Here is a 26,527-nt window from a genome sequence, read left to right as displayed (position 1 = left end):
ATGCGCAGGAGGGCGGCAAAGGGAATGCCCTTCTCCTGCACTTGCGGCACCCTGACCGGGCACATCACCGTTGCTGGTGTCCAATCCGGTACCCATGTCGCCTGCTATTGCCATGACTGCCGCGCGGCTCAGCTGTATTTCGGACAGCCGGACCCTGCCCCCGGCCCGGTCGACATCCTGCAAATGAGCCCGGAAGACATCCGCATCGACAGCGGCGCAGAACGTCTTGCGCTGATGCAGCTCAGCCCCAAGGGGATGCTGCGATGGTACGCGGAATGCTGCAATGCCCCGATTGCGACGACATCACGGACGGCCAAGTTCCCTTTCGCCGGTTTCATCGTCAATCGCATCGCCGATCCCAACCTGCTTGGTCCGGTCACCACCCGTGGTTTTGTTCCACAGCCGGATGGCAAGCAGTCACACGAAAAACTGCGCTATGCAGCGGTGGGGCTGCTGACGCGCCTGACGAAATCCTGGGTGGCGGGCAGTTGGCGAAACACGCCTTTCTTCAACACCGACAGCGGTGAACCCGTGGTACCGCCAACGATCCTCAGCAAGGCCGAGCGCATGGAGCTCTACACATAGGCCGCCCGTGCGGGCGCGGTAAGCCATTCGGTCAACGCGTCATTCACAAATCGGGGTGCTTCCAGCGTCGGCAGATGCCCCGCCCCATCGACAACTTTCAATTCCGCGCCGGGGATCATATCCGCCATGAACGCGTGTTTTCGCTGCGGTATCAACGTGTCATGTGCACCGCACAGCACCAGAGTCGGCACCCGGATGCGCCGCAGCTCGCCCTGTTGATCCGGGCGCCGTTGCAGGGCGCGTATCTGTCGTTCGAATACCGCAGGCCCCAAATCCAGCGCCATTTCAATCAACCCGTTCAAAATGGGAATGCGTTTTGGCCCTGGGGCCAGCGTGTCAGACCCGATGATCCGCCGCATCACGTCCTCAAGCCGCCCCGCCTTTGCGCCGACCAAATGCTCCTCACGCGCGACAGCCAACTGCGGCGTATCGGCCTGCGCATCCGTCGCCATCAGGCACAGGCGTGACACCCGGTCCGGCGCGCGGCGGATAAGCTCCAGCGCCACTACACCGCCCATCCCCAGCCCGCCCAGCGCAAAGCGATGCGGCAACTGGTCCAGCAGGACCGAGGCGATTTCTTCGATCCGCTCCCCCAGTGAAACCGGAGCAACCATCACGGCGCGCTGACGCGACAGACAGTTGATCTGGGGTTCAAAAATCCGTGCGTCACACATCATTTCGGGCAATAAAACCAGCGGCTCGATCACGCGGGGCCTCGTAAAATTCGACCTTTTCGGCCTGTACTCATTGATAGCAGGATGAGACGTTTTGCTGCTTCGGGCAAGTTAAACTTCAGGGATATTTGATGCCCCGGAAGGTCGGGAAATCCGCGTATCTCCGGCGTCGCGCCGACAAATCCTCGTTTGGCTCAGCCCCAGGACGCAGCAGACAGCCGCGCGGCACAATATAGCCGTCTATGCGACGGAGCGGTTTAGGTCTCCAGACAAGGTTGAAGGCGCAGAGTTTGGGAAAGAACCATATCTCGGAAAATGCCAGATGGTCGTGCATCCACCACGCCAGATCGCGCCAGTCCCGCCCGGCCTCGAACTGATCGGCAAACCACGGAATGACGATCGACGCACCCGCAATCCGCGCATCACCCTCTCCCCTGTCCCAGATATGGCATTCCAGAGGGTTGTCGTTCCGGGCGCAGTTCAAACGGTTTTCATTCCCGAACCGGTTCAGCGAAGGCGAGCGATACCCGGACCGAACCGCGACGCGCCCAAAGGTTTCCTCAAGCGGGTCCAGCAGGGACTGACAAAAGGCCCGGCCGGTTTCGATGGCCAGATCGGGGTTGTCGGGAAGGTTCTGTTTTTCATGGAAATTCCCGATCTCGGAATACAGGAAATCGCGCATAAAGAAATGCCGGGACAGACGCACGCGGCCAAGCGTTTCAAGGCTCCACATGCTGCCAGGCTTGCGCATCGCTACTCGACCCCTATCCCTTTTAGCCAGTCCAGAATGCCAGTCACCGTTGCATCCGTCTGCCCCGGAGACATCAACCGCCCCGCAATAACATGCGACGCGGGATCATCCCCCGGCCCCATCGTCACCAGATTGACGGTTGAGGTACCACCCCAGCTTTCGGCCACCTTATGCGTCCGGTCGGGCCGCACCACCTGATCGTCATCCGAGAACCAGAACAGCGCCGGCACCTGCGCGCCCGAGAAGTCCAGCGCATAGACGGTTTCAACCAGCACAGTCATCGGCACGACGGCCTCCCACGGATAGACCGACGTCCAATAGGTGTCCTGTTCGGGGTTCGGGCCCGAGACATCCCGCTCCTCGCCCATCACCAACGGCAACCATTCGCGCGCCCAAGGCAGACCGGGCAGCCACGCGCCGGGCGTGTTCACTCCGAAGTTGGGCGAGACAAAGACCATCGCCGCAACGTCCTGGCTGAGTTCCGCATCCAACGCGGCGGCCGCAGCCAGTGTTCCACCGGTCGATGTGGATATGACCACAACCTTGTCGCCGACCGCCCGCGCCGCAGCCAGCCCTTCGGCCATGTCCTGCATCCAGCCTGTCGCGGTCGCCGCGCCCATCGCGCTGCCGTCCCGCCCATGACCCTGCAACCGGGTGTAGACCAGATTGGCCCCCAGCGCATCGGCCACGCTATCCGGCACAGGGCGAATTTCTTCGGACGATGCCGAAAAGCCGTGCACATAAAGAACCGAGATTGGCGTGCGTTGTTCCTTGAAACCGTCCTGCCAGATGACCCGTTTCTCAACTCCGGGAACGATGTCGTCAAATGCGGATTCCGTGCTTTCAAAATAGACCTGAACCCCCTCGCCGAATTTGCCGGGATCAAAGCGCGGATGCAGATCAACCTCGTCACGCGGCCCGAGCCAGTAGATCAGCCCACCAAGGACAATCAGCACCAACAGCAGGCGACCAAGGACCCGTCCAAAGCGCTGCATCAGGATGGCTCCATAACCTCAAGCACCGCATTTTCGATCAGTCCCAGACAGGGACCGTCCGAGAAACGGTGATCAGCATCCTTGACCAGCAACAAGCGCATATCATCCCCGCTGGCATGATCCAGCAACCGCACAGCCGTTTCGGTGGTCACCGCCGTATCTGCCGTGCCCTGCAGGCACCGGACCGGAAAAGGCAGGTCCAGCGCATCGCGCAATACCAACTGTTGCCGCCCATCTTCGATCATCCGCTTGGAGATGATGTAGGGCTCCATGTAATCCGAGGGCAGTTCGACATGACCGACGGTGTCCAGTGCCGCCTTTTGTTCATCGCTAAATGAGGCCCAATAGCCGTCTTCGGTAAAATCCGGCGCAGCCGCGATGGTGACCATACCCGCAATCCGCTCGGGCATCGCCTTGGCCAGCAACAGCGCCTGCCACCCACCCATCGACGATCCGACAACAATCAACGGTCCCTCGGTCAATTCTGATAAGGCCACCACCGTGTCCTGATGCCAATCACCGATGCACCCTTCCTCGAACGTCCCCGAGCTTTCGCCATGACCGGAATAGTCAAACCGCAAAAACGCCTGCCCGCGCGCCTGCGCCCAGGCCTCTAGATGCACCGCCTTGGTGCCCTCCATGTCCGATTTGAGGCCACCCAGGAAAACAATGGTCGGGCCAGTGCCTTCGCTCTTGTGATAGGCCAACCGCCGCCCCTGCGGTGTTTCCAGAAAGTCCGTCGCCGCCATGAAATCCTCTTTCCTTTTCCAGCATCATGCACGCCGCACCCCCAAGTGCAATTCCGCGACCTTCATCTTTTCCGAAATACTCCGGGGAGCGCGAGGGGCAGCGCCCCTCGCTCCGACCCTTGACACGCGCACCACCACCTGCCAAAGCAGCCCGACATATATAACCCGCAACCGGGCGTTCAGTGGGCGCCAAACCGACGAGGAGAGCCGATATGGCCCTGGATTCAAAATCCGTCTCTCTCACTTTTCCCGATGGCAATGCACGTTCTTATGACGCAGGCGTCACGCCCGCGCAGGTGGCTGCCGATATCTCAACCTCGCTGGCAAAAAAGGCCATATCGGCCACGGTAAACGGCAAGCACTGGGACCTGCAATGGCCCATCGAAGCCGATGCCGACATCGCCATCCACACCATGAAGGATGAAGAGCAGGCCAATGAGCTGATCCGTCACGACCTGGCCCATGTCATGGCACGCGCGGTGCAGGAAATCTGGCCCGCCACCAAGGTCACTATCGGCCCCGTCATCGAGAACGGCTGGTATTACGACTTTGACCGCGAAGAGCCATTCACGCCCGAAGATCTCGGCCTCATCGAGAAAAAGATGAAAGAGATCATCAACAAGCGCGACCCCGTCACCACCGAGGTCTGGGATCGTCAGCGCGCGATCGAGTTCTACAAGGCCAACAACGAGCCCTACAAGGTCGAGCTGATCGAAGCCATTCCGGGTGACGAGCCACTGCGCATGTACTGGCACGGCCACTGGCAGGACCTGTGCCGCGGGCCGCACCTGCAACACACCGGCCAGCTGCCCGGCGACGCGTTCAAACTGATGTCCATCGCGGGCGCCTATTGGCGCGGCGACAGCGACCGCGCCATGTTGCAGCGCATCTACGGCGTTGCTTTCACTGGCAAGGAAAAGCTGAAAGCCCACCTGCACATGCTGGAAGAGGCCGCCAAACGCGACCACCGCAAGCTGGGCCGTGAGATGAACCTGTTCCACATGCAAGAAGAAGCCCCGGGCCAGATCTTCTGGCACCCGAATGGCTGGAAAATCTACACCACCCTGCAGGACTATATGCGCCGGATGCAGGAGCGTGACGGCTATGTCGAGGTGAACACGCCCCAAGTCGTCGACCGCAAATTGTGGGAGGCCTCGGGCCATTGGGACAAATATCAGGAAAACATGTTCATCGTCGAAGTCGACGAAGATCATGCCCGCGAAAAGGCGATCAACGCCCTGAAACCGATGAACTGCCCCTGCCACGTGCAGGTGTTCAATCAGGGTCTGAAATCCTATCGCGACTTGCCCCTGCGCATGGCCGAGTTCGGATCCTGCGCGCGCTATGAACCGTCGGGCGCGCTGCACGGGATCATGCGCGTGCGCGGGTTCACGCAGGACGATGGCCACATCTTCTGCGCCGAGGATCAGATCGAATCCGAGACCGCCAAGTTCATTGCCTTCCTGTCCAAGGTCTATGCGGATCTGGGTTTCCACGACTGGACGATCAAACTGTCCACCCGCCCCGAAAAGCGGATCGGCTCGGATGAAAGTTGGGATCTGGTCGAAAGGGCCCTTGGCGATGCCTGTAAGGCGGCCGGGTACGACTATGAAGTCCTTGAAGGCGAAGGCGCGTTCTACGGCCCCAAGCTTGAGTTCACTCTGACCGACGCCATCGGTCGGACATGGCAGTGCGGCACCTTGCAGGTTGACCCCAACCTGCCCGAACGTCTGGATGCCAGCTTTATCGGGGCCGATGGTGCCAAACACCGCCCGTTCATGCTGCACCGCGCGACACTGGGTTCGTTCGAACGCTTTATTGGCATCCTCATCGAAGAGCACGCGGGCAAGCTGCCATTCTGGCTGGCGCCGCGTCAGGTTGTTGTCGCCTCGATCACTTCCGAGGCGGATGAGTATGTGTTGGAAGTCGTTGAAACCCTCAAGGCGGCAGGTGTCCGCGCCGAGGCGGATACCCGCAACGAGAAGATCAACTACAAGGTCCGTGAACACTCGGTCGGCAAGGTGCCGGTCATTCTGGCCGTCGGCCACCGCGAGGTGGAAGAACGCACCGTCAGCGTTCGGCGTTTGGGCGAAAAACAGACGCAGGTTCAGTCGCTTGAGGCTGTAACAAATGAGCTGTCGCAGGCGGCAACCCCGCCCGACCTGCTGTAACATTCGGCAGCAAATTGTCGGAAATCCGGCCCCGATATCGGGGCCGGATTGAAATAATTATCATTTTTCAATTCAAAAACAATTTGTTACCCTGCAAGGGGGCATAACATGTCCTGACGGGGTTGTGAGACACGGGCTCGTGAATTCAACTGCAGCCCTGCAAGCACTACCTTTGTCATTGTCACAAGCAGACATACGCAGTCATCAAAAGGGATTACCGAGATGTCGAACACCGCAAAAACCCTGGTTATCGCAAGCGCAGTCGCAGCCGCCGTTTCCGGCGCCGCAACCACTGCCACCGCACAAGCCAAAGAGAAATGCTATGGCGTATCGCTGGCCGGTCAGAATGACTGTGCCGCTGGACCCGGCACCACCTGCGCGGGCACCTCGACCGTGGACTATCAGGGCAACGCATGGACTCTGGTCGACGCGGGCACCTGCGCCGATATCGAACTGCCGGACAACCGCAAGGGCTCGCTGGAACCGCTGGACCGCGACCTGCCGGCATAAGCCCAGGCTTTCAAAAACCGAAGGGGCGGGCCATATCGCCCGCCTCTTTTCGTGATCGGAGGGCACGCACATGTTGGACAATTCGACCAGATCGAACAGGCTGCCAGCCGCGCCCGGCGTTGGCTACAAACCCCAGCACTTTGCGCAGATTCTGGATCACGCGAATCCCGTCGCCTGGCTTGAGATTCACGCCGAAAACTACATGGGCGACGGCGGGCGACCGCTGGCCCAGCTGCGCCACCTGTCCGAACAGTTCCCAATTTCCGTCCACGGCGTCGGTCTGTCAATCGGCGGCGAAGGCCCGTTGGACCCCGACCATCTGGCCCGTCTGAAACATCTGGTCGGCTGGCTGAACCCCGCCAGTTTCTCGGAACATCTGGCCTGGTCGACACATGACAGCCATTTCCTGAACGACCTGCTGCCCCTGCCCTATACCGACGCCACGCTGCACCGCGTCTGTGACCATATCGACAAGGTGCAGGACACCGTTGGGCGGCAAATGCTGCTCGAAAACCCCTCCAGCTATCTAGCGTTCGAGGAAAGCACGTGGTCCGAACCGGACTTTCTGCACGAGATTGCACGCCGCACCGGCTGCGGCCTGCTGCTGGATGTGAACAACGTCTTTGTCTCGGGGACCAATCTGGATTTCTCGCCGCAGGGTTATATCGACGCCTATCCGCTGGACAGGGTGGGCGAGATTCACCTGGGCGGCCATGATGAGGATCAGGACGACCACGGCCACCCGCTGTTGATCGACAGCCATGGGCGCGAAGTGGTCGATCCGGTCTGGGCCTTGCTGGATTACGTTCTGGAGCGCTTGGGCCCGAAGCCGGTGCTGATCGAGTGGGATACGGACATCCCCGACTGGCCCATTCTGCAGGCCGAGGCAGCGCGCGCACAGGCGGCCCTGGACCGCATCCCGGCATGAGAGTCTCGCAAACAACCTTCAGCGCCGCGCTGCTGGACCCGTCCGCAGCGATACCCAAGGGGCTGCTGGACGCCGCCGCGAAACCCGCCGGGCGCCGGTTCAGTGTATACCGCAACAACGTGGCCGTATCCCTGACCGAGGCGATGCATCAGGCCTTTCCGGTAATCACCAAGCTATTGGGGCCGCAAAACATGGATGGGTTGGCGGGAATATTCCTGCGTAAACATCCCCCCTCGTCGCCACTGATGATGTTCTATGGCGACGCGTTTCCGGATTTCCTGACCGGAATGGAGCAGCTTTCCCATCTGGGTTACCTGCCCGACGTTGCGCGGCTGGAACTGGCGCTGCGCCGGTCATACCACGCAGCCGACAACACACCCGCCCCGGCCGAGGCTCTGGCCGTGCCGCCGGAAGACATCATGCGGGCCCGGCTTGGGTTTGCCCCGTCGATGCAGGTTCTGGCCTCGGACTGGCCGATCTTTTCAGTCTGGCGCTTCAACACTGAAGAGGATGCGCCCAAACCCGCGCCCGGCCCCGAGGCCGTTTTGATCACCCGACCTGATTACGACCCGGTCCCGCACCTGCTGCCCGACGGCGGCGCGCATTGGATCGCGGGCCTGCAGGCCGGACACACCATTGGTGACGCGTTTGAAGAAACCGCGGCCAAATTCCCCGATTTTGACCTTGGGGCCACTCTGGCGCTGCTTTTGCAGGGCGGCGCAATAACCTCTGTGACTATCGAAAGGCTGGCGACATGACTGCCCTGATCTCATTGCACAACAACACCCTGGGCCGGTTGGAAATGACCGCCGGCTGGTTGACGCCGACATTGGCGCGCGTTGTTTTTATCGCGGTCCTGCTGTTTTATTTCTGGAATTCGGCGATGACAAAAATCGACGGCTCGATTTTTTCACCTTCGGCAGGCGCATTTGGACAGATTTTTCCAAAAGCCGCCGAAGCGGTTTTGTATGACGTATCACAAATGACCTTGTTCCAGCGCATCGTAATTTTCTTTGGCACCGTTGCCGAATTTGTACTGCCTGCGCTGCTGCTTGCAGGTCTGTTCACACGACTGGCCGCTGTCGGGATGATCGGATTCATCTGGGTGCAGACAGCCACTGACGTCACCGGCCATGGTGTAAAGCTGGGCAGTTTGTTCGACAATGCAATCACGCTAATGGACCAGCGCGTGATGTGGACTTTCCTGTTCTTGGTCATCTTGATCAACGGTGCAGGACCGCTGTCGCTGGACCGTATTCTGCGCATCAAGTGATCTAGAAATGTGCCTTGGGCTCGTCCGGTTTACCCGCGGCCAGCCCAAGTATGCCGGCCACGGCCGCAAACGCCACCGGGAACATGGTGAATACGTTGAAGCCAAAGGCGTAATACATTCCGGCGGCTGAGATCAGCAGCAACGCGCCTCCGACCAAGGCCCGTGCATGGGCCATCGCACCACCGGCAATGGCCAGCAGAGGCGCGATGATCGAGGCCATTTGTATGACCTGCGCGTTGTCCACTTGCTCGGCCAAGCCCTCAATCTCACCATAGGTGTCGATCAGTTCGACATAGCCATAGCCGACAAAGCCCACGATCATCCCGATCAGACCGGCAATGACGCCCAGAATCATAGCTGCGTTGCGCATTCAAAACCCTCTAACTTGCGTCAATTCACATAGTTACCCGGTCACGCAACGCCAAGCCCCTGTTTCGTTTCTGCGGTCCAGCCCAGATACAGCGTGCCGTTATGCTCGATCAGAGGGCGCTTCATCAGGGTCGGGTGATCCGCCAGCAGTTCCAACACAGGTCGCGCGCGTTCCGCATCGTCCAATCCTCGCCAGGTTGTGGAACGGGTGTTGAGCAAAGCCTCGCCGAAGGCGTCAAAAGCCCGCGCAAGCACCGATTCCGGCACGCCGTCGGACCGAACATCGGCAAATTCAGCATCTGGCAGTGACTTCAAGGCCTTACGGCACGCATCACAAGTCTTCAGGCCAAAAAGGCGCATCTGCGGGGGTCTCCTGTATCTGGTTCAAATTTTGGCAATTTTGCCTGATCGTTTCGGTAATTCTTGATTTTTTACTTCACCGTGCAATGTTGAAAAAGACGAAACACGCAATCCGGGCTGTATCGTGTGGGCGATACGGTGACGTGTTGCGGTGGCGTCAACCACCACCCCCACCAATTTTGTGGGACAACGTGAAAGTAGAAGGAGACACGGGAAATGCCAACTGGCACCGTGAAATGGTTTAATACCACGAAAGGCTACGGGTTTATTGCCCCCGATGAAGGCGGCAAGGACGTATTTGTTCATATCTCGGCCGTTGAACGGTCCGGTCTGACCGGGCTCGCTGACAATCAGAAAGTCTCGTACGAGCTGCAAGACGGACGTGACGGCCGCCAAATGGCTTCTGATTTGAAGCCACTGTAAAACAACCGCATTCTGCGGGTTATCAAAACAGACCAACGGCCAATTACCGGCCGTTGGCCGACTTTCAAAGGTGAGCGAACCTTACCCTCGTGCCGGATCAACCTTGGCATGAGTGAATCAGCTTTCGCCCATCGCCACGATGCAGGATGCCCCGGTCGCATAGGTGACCACCATCGTCCAGTCACCGGATTTGCTGGTTCAGACCTCCATCACTTGCTCAGGCCCGCGAATACCGGTCGCCGCACGTACCGCGCCAAACTGGCGTTCAATCTTTTTGTGCATCCGGTCCGTCGGCTCGCACATCACCTCGGCAATCGGAGATTTGGCCTGCTCAAGGCACAGGCAAGTGGCTCGGATAATCCGAAAAGAGCCAAGAAGTGAATGGAACCGCTTGATGGCGCCTTGAGCCTGCAGGCGATTGCGGGGTCAACCTTCGCGGATGACGGCCTCGAACTCACGCCATTCTCGTGCGGTCATGCCCGAGTTCTCTTGCGTGACCGTCTCACCCGCCAGCATCCGACGCAGGCTGTCGACCATCTGCGCCGAGAGGTTGACCGCGCCCAGGCGGTAATCCTCGAATGCTCTGTAGGCGAAGGGCACCCAATCAGCGACGATCTTGCACATGGTCTCGGCATAGACGCGGATTTCGTATTGAGCATGCGGGTCAGCACGCAGGCGCAGGAAATGGAACAGGTTGTGCAGGTCTACCTTCCAGTACCACTGCGTATAGATATTCGCGGGCAGGTTCATTCGCGCCAGTTCACGCGCCAGCCCCTGCTGGCCATCCTGGCTGATCATCGCCTCATAGTTGTCGTAGCACCGCGCGCTGTCGGCCTTTAGCATTTCAAGAACGCGCGCAGCCTCTTCCCCTTGCAACGCGTCGCCACGGCCCTGATTGTTCACCTCGGACTGCGCGGCAACATGGTCGGGTGCGGGGATATAGAATTCCCGGTCCAGGATCGAATAGCGGGCGGAGTATTCGTTCACATTTGCCGTTCGGTGGCGAATCCATTGCCGAGCCACAAAGACGGGTAGTTTGACGTGCAGCTTGATTTCGCACATCTCGAACGGGGTCGAGTGCCAGTGACGCATCAAATAGCGGATCAGGCCCTCGTCGTTCTGCACCGATTTGGTGCCTTTGCCATATGATACCCGCGCCGCCTGACAGATCGCCGCGTCATCGCCCATATAGTCGATCACACGCACAAAACCGTGGTCCAGCACCTGATGCGCGGTGTACAGATGCTCTTCCATACCCGCAGCCACAACGCGGCGTGTTTGATGCGATTGCGCCCTTTGCGCTTCGATCTCGGCCAGTTGGTCAGAGGACAGCGGCATGAAATTTCCTTTCCAGCAATGAGTCGTGCACCACTATATCTCGGCAATTCCCGGACCGGAACCGCGATATATGCGCTCATTCCCGCAAATTTCAAAATGTGTCCGTGCTGCCCCTCGACTTGCATAACCTGCGCGCTAAGCTGCTGCGCATCACCTGAACAGAAAGGAAGCCACACATGGGGCTGAGATATCTTCACACCATGGTCCGCGTGAAGGATCTGGAGAAGTCGATTGCGTTTTATGAGTTGCTGGGCCTGAAGGAAACCCGCCGCTACGACAGCGAGCCCGGACGGTTTTCGCTGATATTCATGGCGCCTCCGGGGCAAGAGGATCGGCCGATCGAGCTGACCCATAACTGGGACGGCGACGATACCCTGCCCAGTGACAGCCGCCATTTCGGGCACCTGGCCTACGGTGTCGATAACATCTACGAGATCTGTCAGCACCTGCAGGACAATGGCGTCGTGATCAACCGCCCGCCGCGCGATGGCCGCATGGCCTTTGTGCGGTCCCCCGACAATATCTCGGTCGAGCTGCTGCAGAATGGCGACGCGCTGGAACCTGCTGAGCCCTGGGCCAGCATGGACAGCACCGGGCACTGGTGATCCGCTGGCTGACAGCATTGGGGCTGGCCGCCTTGGCCAACCCGCTTCGGGCCGAAACCTGCCGTCTGGCCCTGGCTTTGGCCATGGATATCTCGACCTCGGTGGATGCAAACGAAGACGCCCTGCAGCGGCAAGGGCTCGCCGCCGCCCTGGTTGCGCCCGAGGTGACCGAGGCCTTCTTTTCCTCGCCCATGCCGGTGGCGCTGGCCGTGTATGAATGGAGCGGTCGATCCACGCAGCGCGTCATTCTGAACTGGACGATGATCAACACGCAGGCCGACCTGCTGGCGGCGGCAACAACCGTGCAGCAATCGATTCGGTCCGACAGCAGCTCGGCTACGGCGATGGGATATGCGCTGGCCTTCGGTGCGACCCTGATGCAGCAAGCCCCACCTTGTCTGTTCCAGACCATCGATCTGTCGGGGGACGGGTCAAACAATGACGGCTATGGCCCGGACTCGGCCTATCGGCACTTTCCCTTTCAGGACACCGTGGTCAACGGGCTGGTCATCAATGCCGCCGATTTCGAGGGCGAACTGTACCTGATCCCCTTTTTCGAAAACAACGTCTTGCACGGGTCCGGAGCCTTTCTGGAAATCGCGCAGGGGTTCGAGGATTTCGAACGCGCGATGCGGCGCAAGCTTGAGCGGGAACTGACGGGGTTGCAAATCGGCGCGCTGCAGGAAGGGACGCGGGGGCAGGCCCCTCGCAAGTCCACCAAGCACCCCTGATCAGTAGATATACCGGATCTGGTCCGTCCAGTAGCGTTCGACCCGGCGCAGAGAGGTCGTGATATCGTCGATCCCTTCCAGCCCCAGCACGCCGCGGGTCTGCAATCCTTCGGCGTGGCGCGAGAACAGCTTGGAGACGATATCGCGGATTTCCCGCCCGCGCGGGGTCAACCGCACCCGGACCGAGCGCCTGTCAATCTCGCATCGCTGGTGATGCATATAGCCCATTTCCACCAGCTTTTTGAGGTTGTAGCTGACATTGCTACCCTGATAGTAACCGCGGCTTTTCAATTCACCCGCGGTCACCTCATGATCGCCGATGTTGAACAGCAGCAGGGCCTGAACGGCATTGATCTCCAACACCCCGACACGCTCGAACTCATCCTTGATGACGTCCAGCAGCAGCCGGTGCAGACGTTCGACCAAAGCGAGCGCCTCGAGATAGCTGGTCATAAACCCCTTGGTTTCCGGCGCGGAGACCTGCAATTCCATACTCATCCGATCCTCCGATTCAGTCGCGCTGTTTCAGGCAGCATGAATCGAAATCCCGAAAAATCGGTTAAGCCGGATTTTCTTTATTTTTGAAAGGTCTGCGCAATGTCCGCGATTAGGTCGGCAAAAACTCCGGGCGGGTGCACCTGTCCCGTGACCCATTGATAGAGGTCCTGATCGTTTTCACGCAGCATGGCGTCGTACAGATCCAGACCGGCCGTATCCATCTGTTCTAGGTTGCGCGCGGCATAGGCCGAAAGGATCAGGTCCATCTCTTTGATCCCACGCCGCATCGACCGCATCTGCATACGCTTGATCCGGACCTCTCTTGTTTCGGTCACTGGGCCTGCTCCAACATCAACCGCAGCCGCTTTTCCAGCCGCGCGGCGCGTTCGGCGCTGGCGCGCATCTCGCCGCGGATGGCGCGCAGTTCCGCAACCGCGTCCACCAGTTCCAGATCGCCCTCGCCCTCTTCAACCGGGGCTTCCATACCTTCGCCTTCACCGGTCAGCAGCCACATGATTGAGACGTTGATCATGCCCGCCATCATCGACAACCGGTTGGCGCGCGGCTCGGACAGATCGTTTTCCCAGGCCGCGATCGTCGCCTTTTTGACCCCCAGGCGCCGGGCCAGTTGGGACTGTGACATACCGGCGGCCTCACGCGCGCCTGCCAGCCTGTCCCCGAATGTCGCTGCGTCTGCTCCGTACCAGTCGTTTTCTTCGTTCATCGGGGTCTCCTAATTCTGTTTTTCATACGGCTTGATCGTCATTCAGGCGCACCCTATGACAGTCAGGTTGAACATACAAACCGAGGCCGACCATGAGTTTCCTGTCTGCGACACTGTCACGCGTAAAACCCTCTCCGACCATTGCGATGACAGCAAAAGCGGCTGAGCTGAAAGCCGCCGGTCGCGACGTGATCGGCCTGAGCGCAGGTGAGCCCGACTTCGACACACCGCAGAACATCAAGGACGCAGCGGTGGCCGCCATCGCAGCGGGCAAGACCAAATACACAGCGCCCGACGGCATCCCCGAGCTGAAACAGGCTGCCTGCGCCAAGATGAAACGCGACCACGGGCTGGATTACACGCCTGCGCAAATCTCGGTCGGAACCGGTGGTAAGCAGACGCTGTACAACGCACTGATGGCCACCATGAACGACGGCGATGAGGTCATCATCCCCGCGCCCTATTGGGTCAGCTATCCGGATATGGTGCTGCTGGCCGGGGGAACTCCGGTTGTGGTCGAAACGACGCTGGAGAACAGTTTCAAGCTGACCCCAGATCAGCTTGAGGCAGCGATCACGCCAAAGACCAAGTGGTTCATCTTCAACTCTCCGTCGAACCCGACCGGCGCCGGGTACAGCCGCGCGGAATTGAAAGCCCTGACCGATGTGCTGATGCGCCATCCGCATGTCTGGATCATGTCCGACGACATGTATGAACACCTCGCCTATGACGGGTTCGAATTCTGCACCCCCGCCGAGGTCGAGCCCGGCCTCTATGGCCGCACACTGACCTGCAACGGTGTGTCCAAAGCCTATGCCATGACCGGATGGCGCATCGGCTATGCGGCCGGCCCGGTCGAGATCATTGCGGCGATGCGCAAGATCCAGTCGCAGTCGACCTCGAACCCCTGCTCGGTCAGCCAATGGGCGGCGGTCGAGGCGCTGAACGGCACACAGGCGTTTCTGGCCCCGAACAACGAGACCTTCAAACGCCGCCGCGATCTGGTGGTACGGATGCTGAATGAGATCGACGGCGTCACCTGCCCCACCCCCGAAGGCGCGTTCTATGTCTACCCCTCGATCGCCGGTCTGATCGGCAAGATCACTCCGGCTGGCACCGTGATCGACTCGGATGAGGCCTTCGCCACCGCCCTGCTGGAAGAGGCAGACGTGGCCGTCGTGTTCGGCGCCGCCTTCGGCTTGTCGCCGAACTTTCGCGTCAGCTATGCAACCTCGGACGAGGCCCTGTCCGAAGCCTGCACCCGCATCCAGCGCTTCTGCGCGTCCCTGACCTGAGCCGGAGAAACCGATGACCGCAGAACTTCCAGAATACTATTTCCGTATCCGCGAGAACGGCGCGGTGGTTTTCAGGATTGACACCGAAAACCGCCAGCGGCGGATCGAAATGGATCAGATCGCGGTCATCAACATTCGTAACGGCGAGGTGAAACCGCAAGGCCAACGCACCCTGACCGAGGCAGATCAGGCGGAAATCGCGCGCTGGATGGAGGACCGCAAAGCTCTGCTGACGCAGCGCGATATCGACGATATTCATCGCGCCGTCGACTACATGAACCTGACAACACAATGGGCGCAGTCCAAGGCGACGGACGAGCAGCTAGAGGATGTCACCGACCGATTGCTGCTGGCGATGCACGATCTGCGCAGTGTTCTGGTGCGCAAAAAGGCGGATCGGCTGACCAAGGGCTGAGTGGGCGCTATTCGGCCGGAACGCCAACAGCGCGGACCGAACGCATCCAGAATCGCGCCATCAACAGAACGGCGGCACAGGCAAGGCCCAGCACGAGGCCCAGCCAAATGCCGATCCCGTCCATGCCCTGCACGAAGCCAAAGTAATACGACGCCGGAATCCCCACGACCCAATAGCTGAGCCCCGCCATCACCATCGGTATCTTGGCATCCTGCAACCCGCGCAACAGGCCCAGCGCAATCACCTGCGCCCCGTCCACCAGTTGGAACAGCGCAGCCATGGCCAGCAGCCCGGTGCCGATCGCCAGAATCTGAGGACGCTGCGGATCGTCAGGTTCCACAAAAATGGAAATCAGCGGCTCGGCGCAGGTCACGAACAGTGTGATCGTCAGGACAGACACCAACAGAGACATTACAGTCACCGCTTTCGCGCCTTTTTCAAGATGTGGTCGATCTTTGCGTCCCAAGGCGTTCCCTGCGCGGATCGTGGCGACATTGGACAGGCCAAGATGAACCATGAACGTGGCCGAAGCCAGATTTAGTGCAATCCCGTGCGCCGCCAGCGGCACCTGCCCTATCCACCCCATCATGAAGGCCGACATGGCGAACAACGACACCTCGGCAAGAAGTGTAAACCCAATGGGGATACCAAGGCGCAGCACACTGAACAGCATTTCCCAGTCCGGGCGCCAGAATCTTTGGAAAAGACTGTGTTCGGGCAATACGCGCACAGCGTAGACCACTACCGCAACTAGCGACACCATCTGCGTCACCACCGAGGCAATCGCCGCCCCCATCACGCCCAGTTCGGGCGCGCCCCAGTTTCCGAAGATCAGCGCATAGTTGGTCAGCGCGTTGACGACAGCGGCCGTCACAGTGATCCACAATACGATCTGGGTCCGCTCCAACGCTGCCAGATAGGATTTCAGCACCATGACCACCAGCGCGGGGAACAGACCCCAGCCTGCAACACGCAAGTATTGTGACGCTATTTCAGCCACTTGCGGATCTTGTCCTGCGGCGGTCAAAATCGGATGGGACCACCACAGCAAAGGCATAACAAGCACCGCATACAGCAAGGAAAGCCACACCCCCATGCGGGTCGAGCGGCGAATGCTGGTCTCATCCTCTTCGGCCGCCGCGGTTGCCACCATGGGCATCACCGCCAGTCCAAAACCGCCGCCAAACAGGAACAGCACAAAATAAAAGCTACTGGCCAGAGTCACCGAGGCCAGCGCCTCGACCCCGTACCAACCCAGCATGATCGTGTCGGTCAGGCCAATCGCAAACTGTGCCAGATGCCCGCCGATCAGCGGCAGGCCCAGCACAGCGATGGCCTGGAAATGGCCGCGATATGTCATCACCTTGTTCATCCCATCAGCCTTATGCCCGGCCAGAGGCCGGGACAAGAGGTGATAAAGGAAATTTCAGGTTGAGACTATCCGAGCGCGGCCAGGTGGCTTAGCCGGTCATTACGTTTCCGGGTGCAGGGTATTGCCCAGAATATGCTCGGATCTGTGGATCACGTGATGCGCCTGCCCCACGATCAGAGGATCGGGTTGCCCCACGATACCGTGATCCTTGTCCGGGTAATCCAGCGTCGACAAGAAGTGGCGCATACAGTTCAGACGGGCGCGTTTCTTGTCGTTCGACTTGACGATGGTCCAGGGCGCATCGGCGGTGTCAGTGTAGAAGAACATCGCCTCCTTGGCCTCGGTATAATCGTCCCATTTGTTGAGGCTGGCCTTGTCGATCGGCGACAGTTTCCACTGTTTCAGCGGGTCGGTCTCACGGCTTTTGAACCGGCGCTGCTGTTCGGACTGCGTCACGGAGAACCAATATTTGTAAAGCTGTATACCCGACCGGACCAGCATCCGTTCAAGATCCGGTGTCTGACGCATGAATTCGAGGTATTCATTGGGCGAACAGAACCCCATGACCCTCTCAACGCCCGCGCGGTTATACCAGGACCGGTCGTAAAATACCATTTCGCCAACCGTCGGAAGCTCTTGAACATAGCGCTGGTAATACCACTGACCCTTCTCCTCCCAGGTCGGTTTGTTCAGCGCCACAACGCGCGCCTGACGCGGGTTCAGGTGCTCCATGAACCGTTTTATCGTGCCGCCCTTGCCCGCCGCGTCACGGCCTTCGAACAGCAGAACGAACCGCTGACCGGTTTCCTGCGCCCACAATTGAACCTTCAGCAATTCGGCCTGCAATTGGGCCTTTTGCGCCTCATAGGTTTTGCGAGCCATCTTGCGGCCATAGGGGTATCTGCCGCTTTCAAACGCCTGCCGGATTTTTTCGGGGCTGGGTTGAGCGGGTTCGAGATTTTGCGTCGGAGAGGATTTAACAGGGGATTGGTTTTCTTCGATTCTTGCCACTGCGTCCATTCAGTTTTTCCTTTTCTCACCATCCGCAAACACGGCTAGCAGAAGACGCAGTTTTTCGCTTTGATTGGTGTCAAATTGATGCCTGAAATACCCATCATTTCGAGGATCAGAAGGAGGGTCACAATGAAAACGGATGTCATCGAGTTGAACGGCCAGTCCTTCTTTCTGCGGCGCTGGGGCAATCCTGACCTGCCGCCCCTTCTGATGTTGCACGGCTTTCCTGAATATGGCGGAGCCTGGAGCGAATTGGCCTCGCATCTGGCAGATCATTTTCATTGCATCGCGCCGGACCAGCGCGGCTATGGGCAAAGCTGGTGCCCAGAGGGTGCGGGGAATTACAAATTGTCTCAGTTGGTGTCGGACATGGCGGCGCTGATTGCCCAGCTTGAAGGCCCGATTTGCATTCTGGGGCACGACTGGGGTGCGTCGGTGGCGTATGGGTTGGCCATGTTCCACCCCGAACTGGTCAGCCGCCTGATCATCGCAAACGGCGTTCACCCGGTGCCGTTTCAACGCGCCATGGCCGCCGGAGGGGCGCAATCCGAGGCATCACAATATATCAACGCCCTGCGCGCGCCGGATGCCGCATCGCACTTCTCGGCCAAAAACTTTGCAAGGCTCGAACAGTTCTTTCGGTTCGGCATGGGCGTCGACTGGCTGTCGGAACGGCGATTGCAGGAATTTCGCACCGAATGGGCCCGCTCCGGTCGGCTTGAGGCGATGTTGAACTGGTATCGCGCCTCCCCTCTGGTTGTCGCCAAGCCCGGAGAGCCACGCACCGATCTGCCCCAATTGCCACTGGATCGTCTGATGGTCCGTTGTCCGCACCTGCTGTTGTGGGGGCCGGATGACAAAGCCCTGCTGCCCGAGGCCACTGCGGGGCTGGAAGAGTTCGCACCCGACCTGACCCGCGTCGTGATCCCCGGCACTGACCACTGGCTGCATCACCAGAAGCCGAAAGCCGTCGCACAGGCCATTCAGGACTGGATCGCGGACTGACCGCTTAGGTATGCCCCCAATCCGCGGGGTCGTCCGAGTTGTTGGGCGACAGGCCCAGTATGTCGCCCTCGGTCGAGCACCCCAACCCAAGAACCGTCCGGTTCGCGTAAGCAAAGTAAGCGCAGACCTGATTGATTTCGAGGATTTCACCATCGTCCCAGCCTGCATCCCGCAGGGCCTGAATATCCGCCTTAACCATTTCAGCCGGTGCTTCGGTAAGCTTGCGCGCATAGTTCATCGCCGCGATCTGCGCCCCATCCAACGGGGCCGCGCCTGGCGTTTCCGCCTCAATCGCGCTGCGGATAGCCCGACCCCGATCCGGGTCTTTCAACAACCGTTGCAGGCCGTTGAAATGATGCTCGATACAATACCCGCACTGATTCAGCGAACTGACCCAGACGCCCAGAACCTCGAGAAACCACTTGGGCACCTTGTTGGCCGAATGATGCAGCACGTTCTTGTACAGCGCCATATGGCCTTCCATCGAATGCGGCCGCAGGGAATGCGCCATCATGATGTTGTCCACGTTGTTGCCCGGCCCCGTGACCCGTTCGTACAGCTTCCGCAGCTTGCCGCTGGCCAGGTCGAATGGAACAGTCTTGATCCAGCTCATGCGGTTCCCCTTCTTGTTGTCGCACCGTCACCACTCCGGCTTCGCGCCGACCATCGACAAGACGAAACTGGATTGACCAACCATGTCAGGCTAAGCTGACGTAAGGCAAGGGGGGAGTATCCGATGGAAATGGCGGAACAAACTGTCGCGGACTGGTATGCCAATCACCCCATCTCTGCGCCGCATATTCTGACAAAGCTGAAGCACATCCGCGGTTCGCTGGAGGGGGTGACGCCGCAGGACCTCTACCCCTATGATCAGGATCACTATGACGGGCTCAAGGCGAATACCCGATTGGCCGACAAGGCCCGGATGAACGCCGGTGACAGCGTTCTGGATGTCTGCGCCGGGTTGTGCGGCCCTGCGCGCTGGTACGCGTCCGAGCGCGGCGTTCAGGTGACTGGTGTCGACATCAGCCCCAACCGTGTCGACGGTGCGCAAGAGCTGAACGCGCTGGTCGGGCTGCAGGACCGGATTCACCCGGTTCTGGCCAGTGCAATGGAAATGCCCTTTGACGATGCGCAGTTCGACGCCGCAGTCAGTCAGGAATCCTTCCTCCATATCCCCGACAAACCAAAGGTCCTGCACGAAGTGTTTCGTGTCCTGCGCCCCGGCGGTCGCTTTGCCTTTACCGACTGGGTGATGCATACGCCTTTGCCGGAAGATGAGATGGAACAATACCGTCAGCGTTTTGCCTGCCAGTCCCTGCTGAGCATTCCCGAATACGAATCCCAGCTTGGGCAAGCCGGATTCGAGGTCGTCTCGGCCGATGATATCACCGGACCCTGGGGCGATATTCTGGCGCGGCGTCTGAGTATGTATCAGACCCTGGACGCCGAGGCCGAACGCGCAGGCAACCCCTCGAAAGGGGATGAATTCCTGAAGATGTACGCGAAATTTGTCGGCGACGTGCAGCAACGGCGCATCGGCGGCGTGCGCCTGACCGCTGAAAAACCTCAATAACCCCGCAAAGATCGGTGCCATTGCCTCTGTGACCGCAGGCGCCGGGCAGTGTGTTTTGTGCGTTCCATACGGCCAAATGCCCACAACACCTCGCGCCCCTCTTCCCCCGGACCACATCACCTGCCATAATGGCCCCCAACCCAAAAACAAGAGCAGCACCGATGCCCGACGATCTGTTGACGCCCAGCGCGACCGCCACCTACGACGCCTCCTCGATTGAGGTGCTTGAAGGGCTGGAACCGGTCCGAAAACGCCCCGGTATGTATATCGGCGGTACGGATGAGCGCGCGCTGCACCATATGGTGGCCGAAATCCTCGACAACTCGATGGACGAAGCGGTCGCCGGTCACGCCAACCGGATCGAGGTTGAGCTGCACGCCGACTACGCCCTGACCGTGCGCGACAACGGGCGCGGTATTCCGATCGACCCGCACCCAAAGTTTCCGGACAAATCGGCGCTGGAAGTGATCCTGTGCACCCTGCACGCGGGCGGCAAATTCTCGGGCAAGGCCTATCAGACCTCGGGCGGTCTGCATGGTGTGGGCGCGTCCGTTGTGAACGCCCTGTCGGATTCGATGGTCGTGCAGGTGGCACGCGACAAGACGCTGTTCGAACAACGCTTCTCGCGCGGTGTTCCTTTGGGTCCGGTCGAAAAGGTCGGCGCAGCCCCGAACCGGCGCGGCACCACGGTCACGTTCCACGCGGACGAAGAAATCTTTGGCCATCATCGGTTCAAACCGGCGCGGCTTTTCAAATCGATCCGCTCCAAGGCGTACCTGTTCTCGGGCGTCGAAATCCGCTGGAAATCCCACATTGACGACGGCGAGACCCCGACCGAGGCCAGCTTTCACTTCCCCGGCGGCCTGTCGGATTACCTGAAAGAGACAATGAACGGCTCCTCGACCTATGCCGAGCAGCCCTTTGCAGGCACCGTGGACTTTAATGAGAAATTCGGGACCCCCGGCAAGGTCGAATGGGCGATCAACTGGACGCCCTCACGCGACGGGTTCATCCAGTCCTACTGTAACACCGTCCCCACCCCCGAAGGCGGCACCCATGTGGCCGGGTTCTGGGCGGCGGTTCTCAAAGGCATCAAGGCCTATGGCGAACTGATCAACAACAAAAAGGCCGGTCAGATCACCCGTGACGACCTGATCACCGGCGGTTGCGCACTGGTCAGCTGTTTCATCAGCGAACCCGAATTCGTCGGCCAGACCAAAGACCGCCTCGCCACGGTCGAGGCGCAGCGGCTGGTCGAAAACTCGGTCCGCGACCATTTCGATAACTGGCTGGCCGCGGACACGAAATCTGCTGGCGCCATTCTGGACTTCCTCATCCTGCGGGCCGAGGAGCGCCTGCGCCGTAGGGCCGAGAAGGAAACACAACGCAAGTCCGCCACTAAGAAACTTCGTCTTCCCGGCAAGCTGGTGGACTGTAGTAGTTCAACACGCGACGGCACGGAGTTATTCATCGTCGAGGGCGACTCGGCGGGCGGCTCGGCCAAAATGGGTCGGGATCGCAAAACTCAGGCCCTGCTGCCCCTGCGCGGTAAAATCCTGAACGTGCTGGGTGCGGCCAGTTCGAAACTGGGCACCAATGCCGAAATCAACGATCTGACGCAGGCGCTGGGTGTCGGCCTTGGCACCAAATTCAACGTCGATGACCTGCGTTATGACAAGGTCATCATCATGACCGACGCGGATGTGGACGGGGCGCATATCGCCTCGCTGCTGATGACGTTCTTCTTCACCCAGATGCGCCCGATGATCGACGCGGGCCACCTGTACCTCGCCTGCCCGCCTTTGTATCGCCTGACCCAAGGCGCGAAACGGGTTTACTGTCTGGACGAGGCCGAGCGCGACGAGTGGTTGGAGAAAGGTCTGGGCGGCAAGGGCAAGATCGACGTCTCCCGCTTCAAAGGTCTGGGTGAAATGGACGCTAAGGACCTGAAAGAGACCACGATGGACCCGGCCTCGCGCAAACTGATCCGCGTCACCATAGACGAGGACGAACCCGGCGAGACAGGCGATCTGGTCGAGCGGCTGATGGGCAAAAAACCCGAACTGCGGTTCCAGTACATTCAGGAGAACGCGCGGTTTGTGGAGGAGTTGGATGTTTAAGGAAAATAGCATTGAAGTCTGACGAAGTTAAAAAGATCTACCAACAAAACGAAAGTAAATTTGAGCAGCTAAGAACAACGGTATTTGGAATAATTCAAAATGCCTTAAAAAGCGGCAATCTAGAACACCTGCCAATAGAAAGCAGAGTGAAAAAAGTGGATAGCTGCCTAGAGAAAATTGCTAAGAAAAAATACAGTAATCCGATCGAAGAAATGACCGATTGGGTTGCGTTTCGTGTGATTGTTTATCTAGAATCGGACATCAAGAAGGCTTCCGAAACATTATCAGACCTCTTTGAAATTGACGTCAAAAATAGCATCGACAAATTAACGCCAGATAAGGTTAACGAAGTGGGGTATCGTTCTTACCACCTCGTATGCTCCTTAGGTAGCGGAAGGGCACAGTTACCGGAGTATGATGGCTTATCTGAGTTAAAGTTTGAAGTACAAATCCGAACAGTTTTGCAACATGCTTGGGCGGAAATTGAACACAAGCGAAACTACAAGGGAAAATCGACACTCCCTCAAGAATTGCAACGGAGGTTAATGACAGCTGCTGGTACACTGGAGATTCTGGACAAAGTGTTTTCCGACATTGCCAAAGACGCTGAACTATATGCCGCTGAAGTTGAGCAAGAAAATGAAAATGTAGCAAGTGACCCAATAAATGCAATTGCTCTAATCGCTACCTACAACAAAACCTTGAAAAAGAACGGGTACCATTTCAAGAACATCAATTTTGGCGACGAAAAGCTAGCAGATAAAGTAGTATCAGAATTGTCTAGATTTGGCGTAAACTCAATTACCGAACTGCAAGAACTGATCAACAACAATGATGCAGAAGCACTACTGCGCATACACGCTTCTTTAGGCAAGTTACCTTCCGCGGCAGGTTTTTTTCGCCACGCAATGATAATTAGTGACCCTGAACGATACTTCAGAGAGGCTTTTGACAACAATTTCCAACGCATGAAAGCAGAGACAATTGATTTCCTCAACGCACTTTCGAAAAGGGACGACATAGAACAATTGGCTACCAATGCTGGGGTCGAAATTAGGGACAATCGAGAGAACTAAAATGAATGTAGGTAGCAAGTATAGCATTGCGTTTGCGCATAAGACCGCAATGAAAATGCCAGAAAGCAATTGCCTAACCTGTTGATCTCCTTCACACTTACCCTCGAACCGTCATTCAAGAACGACATTTGAGGCACCGAGCTTCCAAGGCCGAATAAGACCAACAAATATTCGAACGGGAGGACGACATGAAAACATTAACCCTCGGGCTGGCCTTTGCCCTGCTGGCCACGCAAGCTTCTGCACAGCAGACGCTCAGCACTGCATCGCCGATACCTGACGGGGCCGAGTCTCGGTTCTGTTACTACAAGGGCCTGACCTATTCCGAGGACGCCTTTGTTCTGCTGGTCGGCGACAACACTGTCACCAGTACGGTCAGCACGGTGCAAGAGCGACTTCTGCGCTGTCATCGCGACGGTGACGGCACCCTGAAATGGAAACCGCAAAGCACGTTTTCGACCAACAACTGATCGCTTGGGGTGGGCGCGCTAGCCCACCTTATCCTCCAGCCAGTCCGCGATCTGCGCGGCGGGCTTTTCCCAGCCGGGCTCCATGAACAGAAAATGCGCGTGGTTTTCGACGGGCATGAATGTCGCACGGTCTTTGTACAGATCGGCCAACGCGCGGCAGGTGTTGGGGTTCACGGCACGGTCCTCAGTGCCCGAGACGACCAGAACCGGGCAGTCGACCTTGTCGATGTCGACCTTCATCGCGTGGTGGTCGTCGAACATCCAGAAGAACATCTCAAACATCACCCGCCCGCTTTCGGCCCCAAGGCGGTCGAAAACTGCGTGCTGTTGCGCCTCGGGCATTTTGTTCAGCGCAAAGGGGGCCATCAGGTCGAACTCGACCCGCATGGGCTGTTTCCAGAACGCCCCGCCCTCCATCAGTGCGCGCGGAATGGCACGTTCGTCGTCGGTTTCGGGTAAGGTGCCCCACGGGGCGTTCGGGTTGATCAGGACGATGGCGCTGGCCAGCCCACGAGCCGCCACCTGCTGCGCCACAACCCCCGCGATGGCGTGGCCCAGCAGCACGGGCTTGCTGTCCAGCCCCTGCACGAATTCGGCGATATCATTGGCATAGTCCATGACGCTGGTATCGGTCAGGCCGGGGTCGGGAGCCGCCTTGGGGTCGCCGCCATGGTAGCGCAACGCCGGGGTGTGCACCGTCCAGCCGCGGTCGCGAAAGAAGCCCGCGTAATCCTCCATACACCACGGCCCGGCAAAGGCCCCGTGGATCAGAACAATCTCGTTGGTCATGAAAATCTCCCTCACCTCTGATTAGTATGAGAGCTGTGGGGCGGGTTCGGCAAGCCCGTTACAGCGCGGCATTGAACAGGGTGGTCAGGTTGGCTTCGGTCAGTTCGGTCCGGTTACCGCCGCAGGATGGGTCGGTGATCGCACCATGCTGTTCAGGAAATTCGGCCAAAGCTCTGGCTCTTAACTACAACTGCCCGTGAGGGGTGTTGCCAGCGCGCCAGCAGGTGGTCACTTTGATGACATGACATTTGTGACCGAAAACCAGTTGCCGCTGCTGATCCTGTTCTTTCTGGTCGGGTCGACTGGCACCGCGTTCCTGTTTCGCAAACCGGCGAGGCACCGGGCGTGGAAACTGGCGGATTTGGTCTGGGTCGTGCTGGGTGGCATCGGTGCATTGGTGGCGGTTCTGGCCGGGCTTTATACTTCGGACAGTTCCCGGTTGGATCGCCAGATCGACGTGGCCTATGCGGCAACGCTGGCCTTCGACCGCGACGCCGCACGGTTCCGGTTGCGGTTCTGCGATCCCGCCTATGATCCGGACACCGCCGTGTTGTGCGACCGGGTCGAGTTCCTGTCCGCCTCAACCGCCAGCAATGCCGATCTGCCCCTGTTTATCGCCGTGACCAATGAGGTCGCCCCGTTGCAAGGTCTGCATTTCCTGTTCGGGCGGCAGGAAAAGGACGAGATGGAGCAGATGGCAGCCAAGGCGGATGCGTTCAATATCGACCAGTTTCTGGTCTTCACCACGCTGGACGACAAAACTCAGGCCGCGATAAACAATATGCGCCGCAAGGTGCCCGCGATTGCCGGCGACTATATGATCCTGGCGCAAAGCTATGATGATCTGGTCGACCAGGTCGGCAAGCTGAAAGACGAATGGGAATACCTGCAGGCCAACGCGCATATTCTGGTGTTGCAGATCATCGCGCTGTGTCTGGTCAGCTTTGCCGCGCCCTTCCGCCTGGGCAAATCCATTGTCGAGCTTCGCACAACCCTTACCGCCGATACGCCTGCGCCAGTTGCTCTGGATCGGCCCCAAGAAAATACCGGGTCAGAGTCCACAGATTCCGCGTCCCCCGACGCAGCCACCCCACACGCGCATAGCGGTCCGCACTCGTAACCGCGCGGGCGTTCAGCAAGGTGACGCGGGGCAAGGCGCGGACCAGTGCCACGTCTTCCATCAGCGGTTGATCGGAGTAACCTCCGGCCTTCTCATACATGCGGCGCGGCACCAGAAGGCCCTGATCCCCATAGGGCAGACCAAACACCCGGCTGCGCAGATTGGCCCATCCCGCGACCCACGTGGGCCAGAACCCTTTTGCCCCAAAAGCCAGACGAAATGCCGCCGGTTTGCCAGTGGCAAGGTGTTCGCCTACCTCCTGGCCCCACCCCGCCTGCAGCACGGTATCGGCGTGCAGGATCAACAACCACTCGGCCCGGGCCACCGCGCAGCCCCGCCGCAATTGCCCCCCGCGTGAGGGCGCGCCGGTCATGATCTGGGCCCCGGCCTCAACCGCGATTTCAAGTGTCGGGTCGGTTGATCCGCCATCGGTCACAATCAGTTCGCGGATCAGCCCGGTATGCAGCCCCTCCATCAGGGCAGGCAGGGATTCAGACAGGGCCTCGCCCGCGTTCAGGGTCGGGATGACGATGCTGATCGGTGCTGGCAAGGCGGATACCCTCTGGTCATGGCGGCGGGAACTCCTATATC

Annotated in this window: 31 protein-coding genes and 1 pseudogene; 17 read left to right on the top strand and 15 right to left on the bottom strand. The window is 59.1% G+C overall.

The window, feature by feature from the left end:
* Nucleotides 1-24: 24 nt before the first annotated feature.
* Entirely contained in the window at nucleotides 25-585 is a 561-nt protein-coding gene (locus ACOQFT_RS12310) for a DUF6151 family protein (RefSeq protein WP_421598206.1), read from the top strand.
* Here the strand turns inward: ACOQFT_RS12310 and ACOQFT_RS12305 are convergent.
* The 4 genes from ACOQFT_RS12305 to ACOQFT_RS12290 form a co-directional block, all read right to left on the bottom strand.
* Nucleotides 576-1,292, bottom strand: a complete 717-nt coding sequence (locus ACOQFT_RS12305) for an alpha/beta fold hydrolase (protein WP_421598205.1) — start codon at nucleotides 1,290-1,292, stop codon at nucleotides 576-578. The genes ACOQFT_RS12310 and ACOQFT_RS12305 overlap by 10 nt on opposite strands.
* A gap of 85 nt (nucleotides 1,293-1,377) precedes the next feature.
* Nucleotides 1,378-1,992, bottom strand: coding sequence for a hypothetical protein (locus tag ACOQFT_RS12300; protein ID WP_421598535.1), 615 nt, complete (start codon nucleotides 1,990-1,992; stop codon nucleotides 1,378-1,380).
* A gap of 20 nt (nucleotides 1,993-2,012) precedes the next feature.
* A complete protein-coding gene (locus tag ACOQFT_RS12295; protein ID WP_421598204.1) occupies nucleotides 2,013-3,005 on the bottom strand; it encodes an alpha/beta hydrolase in 993 nt (330 codons plus the stop codon).
* Entirely contained in the window at nucleotides 3,005-3,754 is a 750-nt protein-coding gene (locus ACOQFT_RS12290) for an alpha/beta hydrolase (protein WP_421598203.1), read from the bottom strand. The genes ACOQFT_RS12295 and ACOQFT_RS12290 overlap by 1 nt, the downstream gene beginning before the upstream one ends.
* A 212-nt stretch (nucleotides 3,755-3,966) precedes the next feature.
* Between ACOQFT_RS12290 and thrS the strand changes: the two genes are divergently transcribed.
* The 5 genes from thrS to ACOQFT_RS12265 all read left to right on the top strand — a co-directional run bounded on the left by thrS (nucleotide 3,967) and on the right by ACOQFT_RS12265 (nucleotide 8,636).
* Nucleotides 3,967-5,925 (top strand): threonine--tRNA ligase, encoded by a 1,959-nt coding sequence (thrS, locus tag ACOQFT_RS12285; protein WP_421598202.1) that lies wholly within the window; start codon nucleotides 3,967-3,969, stop codon nucleotides 5,923-5,925.
* A gap of 222 nt (nucleotides 5,926-6,147) precedes the next feature.
* On the top strand, nucleotides 6,148-6,435 hold the full coding sequence (locus ACOQFT_RS12280) for a DUF2282 domain-containing protein (protein ID WP_170325388.1): 288 nt from the start codon (nucleotides 6,148-6,150) through the stop codon (nucleotides 6,433-6,435).
* Between the two features lie 70 nt (nucleotides 6,436-6,505).
* Complete coding sequence (locus ACOQFT_RS12275) at nucleotides 6,506-7,363, top strand: DUF692 domain-containing protein (protein WP_421598201.1); 858 nt, start codon at nucleotides 6,506-6,508, stop codon at nucleotides 7,361-7,363.
* Entirely contained in the window at nucleotides 7,360-8,121 is a 762-nt protein-coding gene (locus ACOQFT_RS12270; protein ID WP_421598200.1) for a DNA-binding domain-containing protein, read from the top strand. Before ACOQFT_RS12275 ends, ACOQFT_RS12270 begins: the two co-directional genes overlap by 4 nt.
* Nucleotides 8,118-8,636: a DoxX family protein gene (locus ACOQFT_RS12265; RefSeq protein WP_421598199.1), complete on the top strand. Its 519-nt coding sequence runs from the start codon at nucleotides 8,118-8,120 to the stop codon at nucleotides 8,634-8,636. Before ACOQFT_RS12270 ends, ACOQFT_RS12265 begins: the two co-directional genes overlap by 4 nt.
* Before the next feature lies 1 nt (nucleotide 8,637).
* Here the strand turns inward: ACOQFT_RS12265 and ACOQFT_RS12260 are convergent, their stop codons facing one another.
* A complete protein-coding gene (locus ACOQFT_RS12260; protein WP_421598198.1) occupies nucleotides 8,638-9,006 on the bottom strand; it encodes a hypothetical protein in 369 nt (122 codons plus the stop codon).
* Between the two features lie 41 nt (nucleotides 9,007-9,047).
* On the bottom strand, nucleotides 9,048-9,365 hold the full coding sequence (locus ACOQFT_RS12255; RefSeq protein WP_421598197.1) for an ArsC/Spx/MgsR family protein: 318 nt from the start codon (nucleotides 9,363-9,365) through the stop codon (nucleotides 9,048-9,050).
* A gap of 216 nt (nucleotides 9,366-9,581) precedes the next feature.
* Here ACOQFT_RS12255 and ACOQFT_RS12250 point away from each other — a divergent pair, with 216 nt between their 5' ends.
* Complete coding sequence (locus ACOQFT_RS12250; RefSeq protein ID WP_138839651.1) at nucleotides 9,582-9,788, top strand: cold-shock protein; 207 nt, start codon at nucleotides 9,582-9,584, stop codon at nucleotides 9,786-9,788.
* 426 nt (nucleotides 9,789-10,214) lie between these two features.
* On the opposite strand, the gene thyX is transcribed toward ACOQFT_RS12250, so the two are convergent.
* Nucleotides 10,215-11,126 (bottom strand): FAD-dependent thymidylate synthase, encoded by a 912-nt coding sequence (gene thyX / locus ACOQFT_RS12245; RefSeq protein ID WP_421598196.1) that lies wholly within the window; start codon nucleotides 11,124-11,126, stop codon nucleotides 10,215-10,217.
* A gap of 176 nt (nucleotides 11,127-11,302) precedes the next feature.
* Between thyX and ACOQFT_RS12240 the strand changes: the two genes are divergently transcribed.
* Nucleotides 11,303-11,731 carry a VOC family protein gene (locus ACOQFT_RS12240; protein ID WP_421598195.1) on the top strand — a complete coding sequence of 143 codons (429 nt, stop codon included), beginning with the start codon at nucleotides 11,303-11,305 and terminating at the stop codon, nucleotides 11,729-11,731.
* Nucleotides 11,728-12,462: a DUF1194 domain-containing protein gene (locus ACOQFT_RS12235; protein WP_421598194.1), complete on the top strand. Its 735-nt coding sequence runs from the start codon at nucleotides 11,728-11,730 to the stop codon at nucleotides 12,460-12,462. Before ACOQFT_RS12240 ends, ACOQFT_RS12235 begins: the two co-directional genes overlap by 4 nt.
* Here the strand turns inward: ACOQFT_RS12235 and ACOQFT_RS12230 are convergent, their stop codons facing one another.
* The 3 genes from ACOQFT_RS12230 to ACOQFT_RS12220 all read right to left on the bottom strand — a co-directional run bounded on the left by ACOQFT_RS12230 (nucleotide 12,463) and on the right by ACOQFT_RS12220 (nucleotide 13,684).
* Nucleotides 12,463-12,954: a MarR family winged helix-turn-helix transcriptional regulator gene (locus ACOQFT_RS12230; RefSeq protein ID WP_421598534.1), complete on the bottom strand. Its 492-nt coding sequence runs from the start codon at nucleotides 12,952-12,954 to the stop codon at nucleotides 12,463-12,465. It abuts the gene before it with no gap.
* An 83-nt stretch (nucleotides 12,955-13,037) separates the two neighbouring features.
* Nucleotides 13,038-13,295: a succinate dehydrogenase assembly factor 2 gene (locus tag ACOQFT_RS12225; RefSeq protein ID WP_421598193.1), complete on the bottom strand. Its 258-nt coding sequence runs from the start codon at nucleotides 13,293-13,295 to the stop codon at nucleotides 13,038-13,040.
* Entirely contained in the window at nucleotides 13,292-13,684 is a 393-nt protein-coding gene (locus ACOQFT_RS12220; protein WP_421598192.1) for a helix-turn-helix domain-containing protein, read from the bottom strand. Before ACOQFT_RS12220 ends, ACOQFT_RS12225 begins: the two co-directional genes overlap by 4 nt.
* Before the next feature lie 92 nt (nucleotides 13,685-13,776).
* On the opposite strand from ACOQFT_RS12220, the gene ACOQFT_RS12215 reads away from it, so the two are divergent.
* Nucleotides 13,777-14,979: a pyridoxal phosphate-dependent aminotransferase gene (locus ACOQFT_RS12215; protein WP_421598191.1), complete on the top strand. Its 1,203-nt coding sequence runs from the start codon at nucleotides 13,777-13,779 to the stop codon at nucleotides 14,977-14,979.
* Nucleotides 14,980-14,992: 13 nt separating this feature from the next.
* A complete protein-coding gene (locus ACOQFT_RS12210) occupies nucleotides 14,993-15,394 on the top strand; it encodes a hypothetical protein (protein ID WP_421598190.1) in 402 nt (133 codons plus the stop codon).
* Between the two features lie 7 nt (nucleotides 15,395-15,401).
* On the opposite strand, the gene ACOQFT_RS12205 is transcribed toward ACOQFT_RS12210, so the two are convergent.
* Nucleotides 15,402-16,754 (bottom strand): MATE family efflux transporter, encoded by a 1,353-nt coding sequence (locus tag ACOQFT_RS12205; RefSeq protein ID WP_421598189.1) that lies wholly within the window; start codon nucleotides 16,752-16,754, stop codon nucleotides 15,402-15,404.
* Between the two features lie 111 nt (nucleotides 16,755-16,865).
* Nucleotides 16,866-17,786 (bottom strand): polyphosphate kinase 2, encoded by a 921-nt coding sequence (gene ppk2, locus ACOQFT_RS12200; protein WP_421598188.1) that lies wholly within the window; start codon nucleotides 17,784-17,786, stop codon nucleotides 16,866-16,868.
* A 123-nt stretch (nucleotides 17,787-17,909) separates the two neighbouring features.
* Between ppk2 and ACOQFT_RS12195 the strand changes: the two genes are divergently transcribed.
* On the top strand, nucleotides 17,910-18,785 hold the full coding sequence (locus ACOQFT_RS12195) for an alpha/beta fold hydrolase (RefSeq protein WP_421598187.1): 876 nt from the start codon (nucleotides 17,910-17,912) through the stop codon (nucleotides 18,783-18,785).
* Between the two features lie 4 nt (nucleotides 18,786-18,789).
* Here ACOQFT_RS12195 and ACOQFT_RS12190 read toward each other — a convergent pair whose 3' ends face one another.
* Nucleotides 18,790-19,398, bottom strand: a complete 609-nt coding sequence (locus ACOQFT_RS12190) for a peroxidase-related enzyme (RefSeq protein ID WP_421598186.1) — start codon at nucleotides 19,396-19,398, stop codon at nucleotides 18,790-18,792.
* A gap of 129 nt (nucleotides 19,399-19,527) precedes the next feature.
* On the opposite strand from ACOQFT_RS12190, the gene ACOQFT_RS12185 reads away from it, so the two are divergent.
* From ACOQFT_RS12185 to ACOQFT_RS12170, 4 genes are all read left to right on the top strand, one after another.
* A complete protein-coding gene (locus ACOQFT_RS12185; RefSeq protein ID WP_421598185.1) occupies nucleotides 19,528-20,361 on the top strand; it encodes a class I SAM-dependent methyltransferase in 834 nt (277 codons plus the stop codon).
* Nucleotides 20,362-20,522: 161 nt separating this feature from the next.
* Nucleotides 20,523-22,481: a DNA topoisomerase IV subunit B gene (parE, locus tag ACOQFT_RS12180; protein WP_421598184.1), complete on the top strand. Its 1,959-nt coding sequence runs from the start codon at nucleotides 20,523-20,525 to the stop codon at nucleotides 22,479-22,481.
* Nucleotides 22,482-22,492: 11 nt separating this feature from the next.
* Complete coding sequence (locus ACOQFT_RS12175) at nucleotides 22,493-23,557, top strand: GTP pyrophosphokinase (protein ID WP_421598183.1); 1,065 nt, start codon at nucleotides 22,493-22,495, stop codon at nucleotides 23,555-23,557.
* Between the two features lie 188 nt (nucleotides 23,558-23,745).
* Nucleotides 23,746-24,027, top strand: coding sequence for a hypothetical protein (locus ACOQFT_RS12170; protein WP_421598182.1), 282 nt, complete (start codon nucleotides 23,746-23,748; stop codon nucleotides 24,025-24,027).
* Nucleotides 24,028-24,045: 18 nt separating this feature from the next.
* Here the strand turns inward: ACOQFT_RS12170 and ACOQFT_RS12165 are convergent, their stop codons facing one another.
* Nucleotides 24,046-24,816: an alpha/beta hydrolase gene (locus ACOQFT_RS12165; protein WP_421598181.1), complete on the bottom strand. Its 771-nt coding sequence runs from the start codon at nucleotides 24,814-24,816 to the stop codon at nucleotides 24,046-24,048.
* 241 nt (nucleotides 24,817-25,057) lie between these two features.
* Here ACOQFT_RS12165 and ACOQFT_RS12160 point away from each other — a divergent pair.
* Nucleotides 25,058-25,804 (top strand): annotated as a pseudogene (locus tag ACOQFT_RS12160) (hypothetical protein); the annotation flags it as partial.
* Nucleotides 25,805-25,811: 7 nt separating this feature from the next.
* Here the strand turns inward: ACOQFT_RS12160 and ACOQFT_RS12155 are convergent.
* Nucleotides 25,812-26,486, bottom strand: coding sequence for a TIGR04283 family arsenosugar biosynthesis glycosyltransferase (locus ACOQFT_RS12155; RefSeq protein WP_421598180.1), 675 nt, complete (start codon nucleotides 26,484-26,486; stop codon nucleotides 25,812-25,814).
* Nucleotides 26,487-26,527: the final 41 nt, after the last annotated feature.

Origin of the sequence: Ruegeria sp. MALMAid1280, from assembly GCF_049195285.1 — a bacterium.
GTDB lineage: Bacteria > Pseudomonadota > Alphaproteobacteria > Rhodobacterales > Rhodobacteraceae > Ruegeria.
Note: the sequence above shows the minus strand (reverse complement) of the source record. Positions and strands in the feature narration are given on the sequence as shown.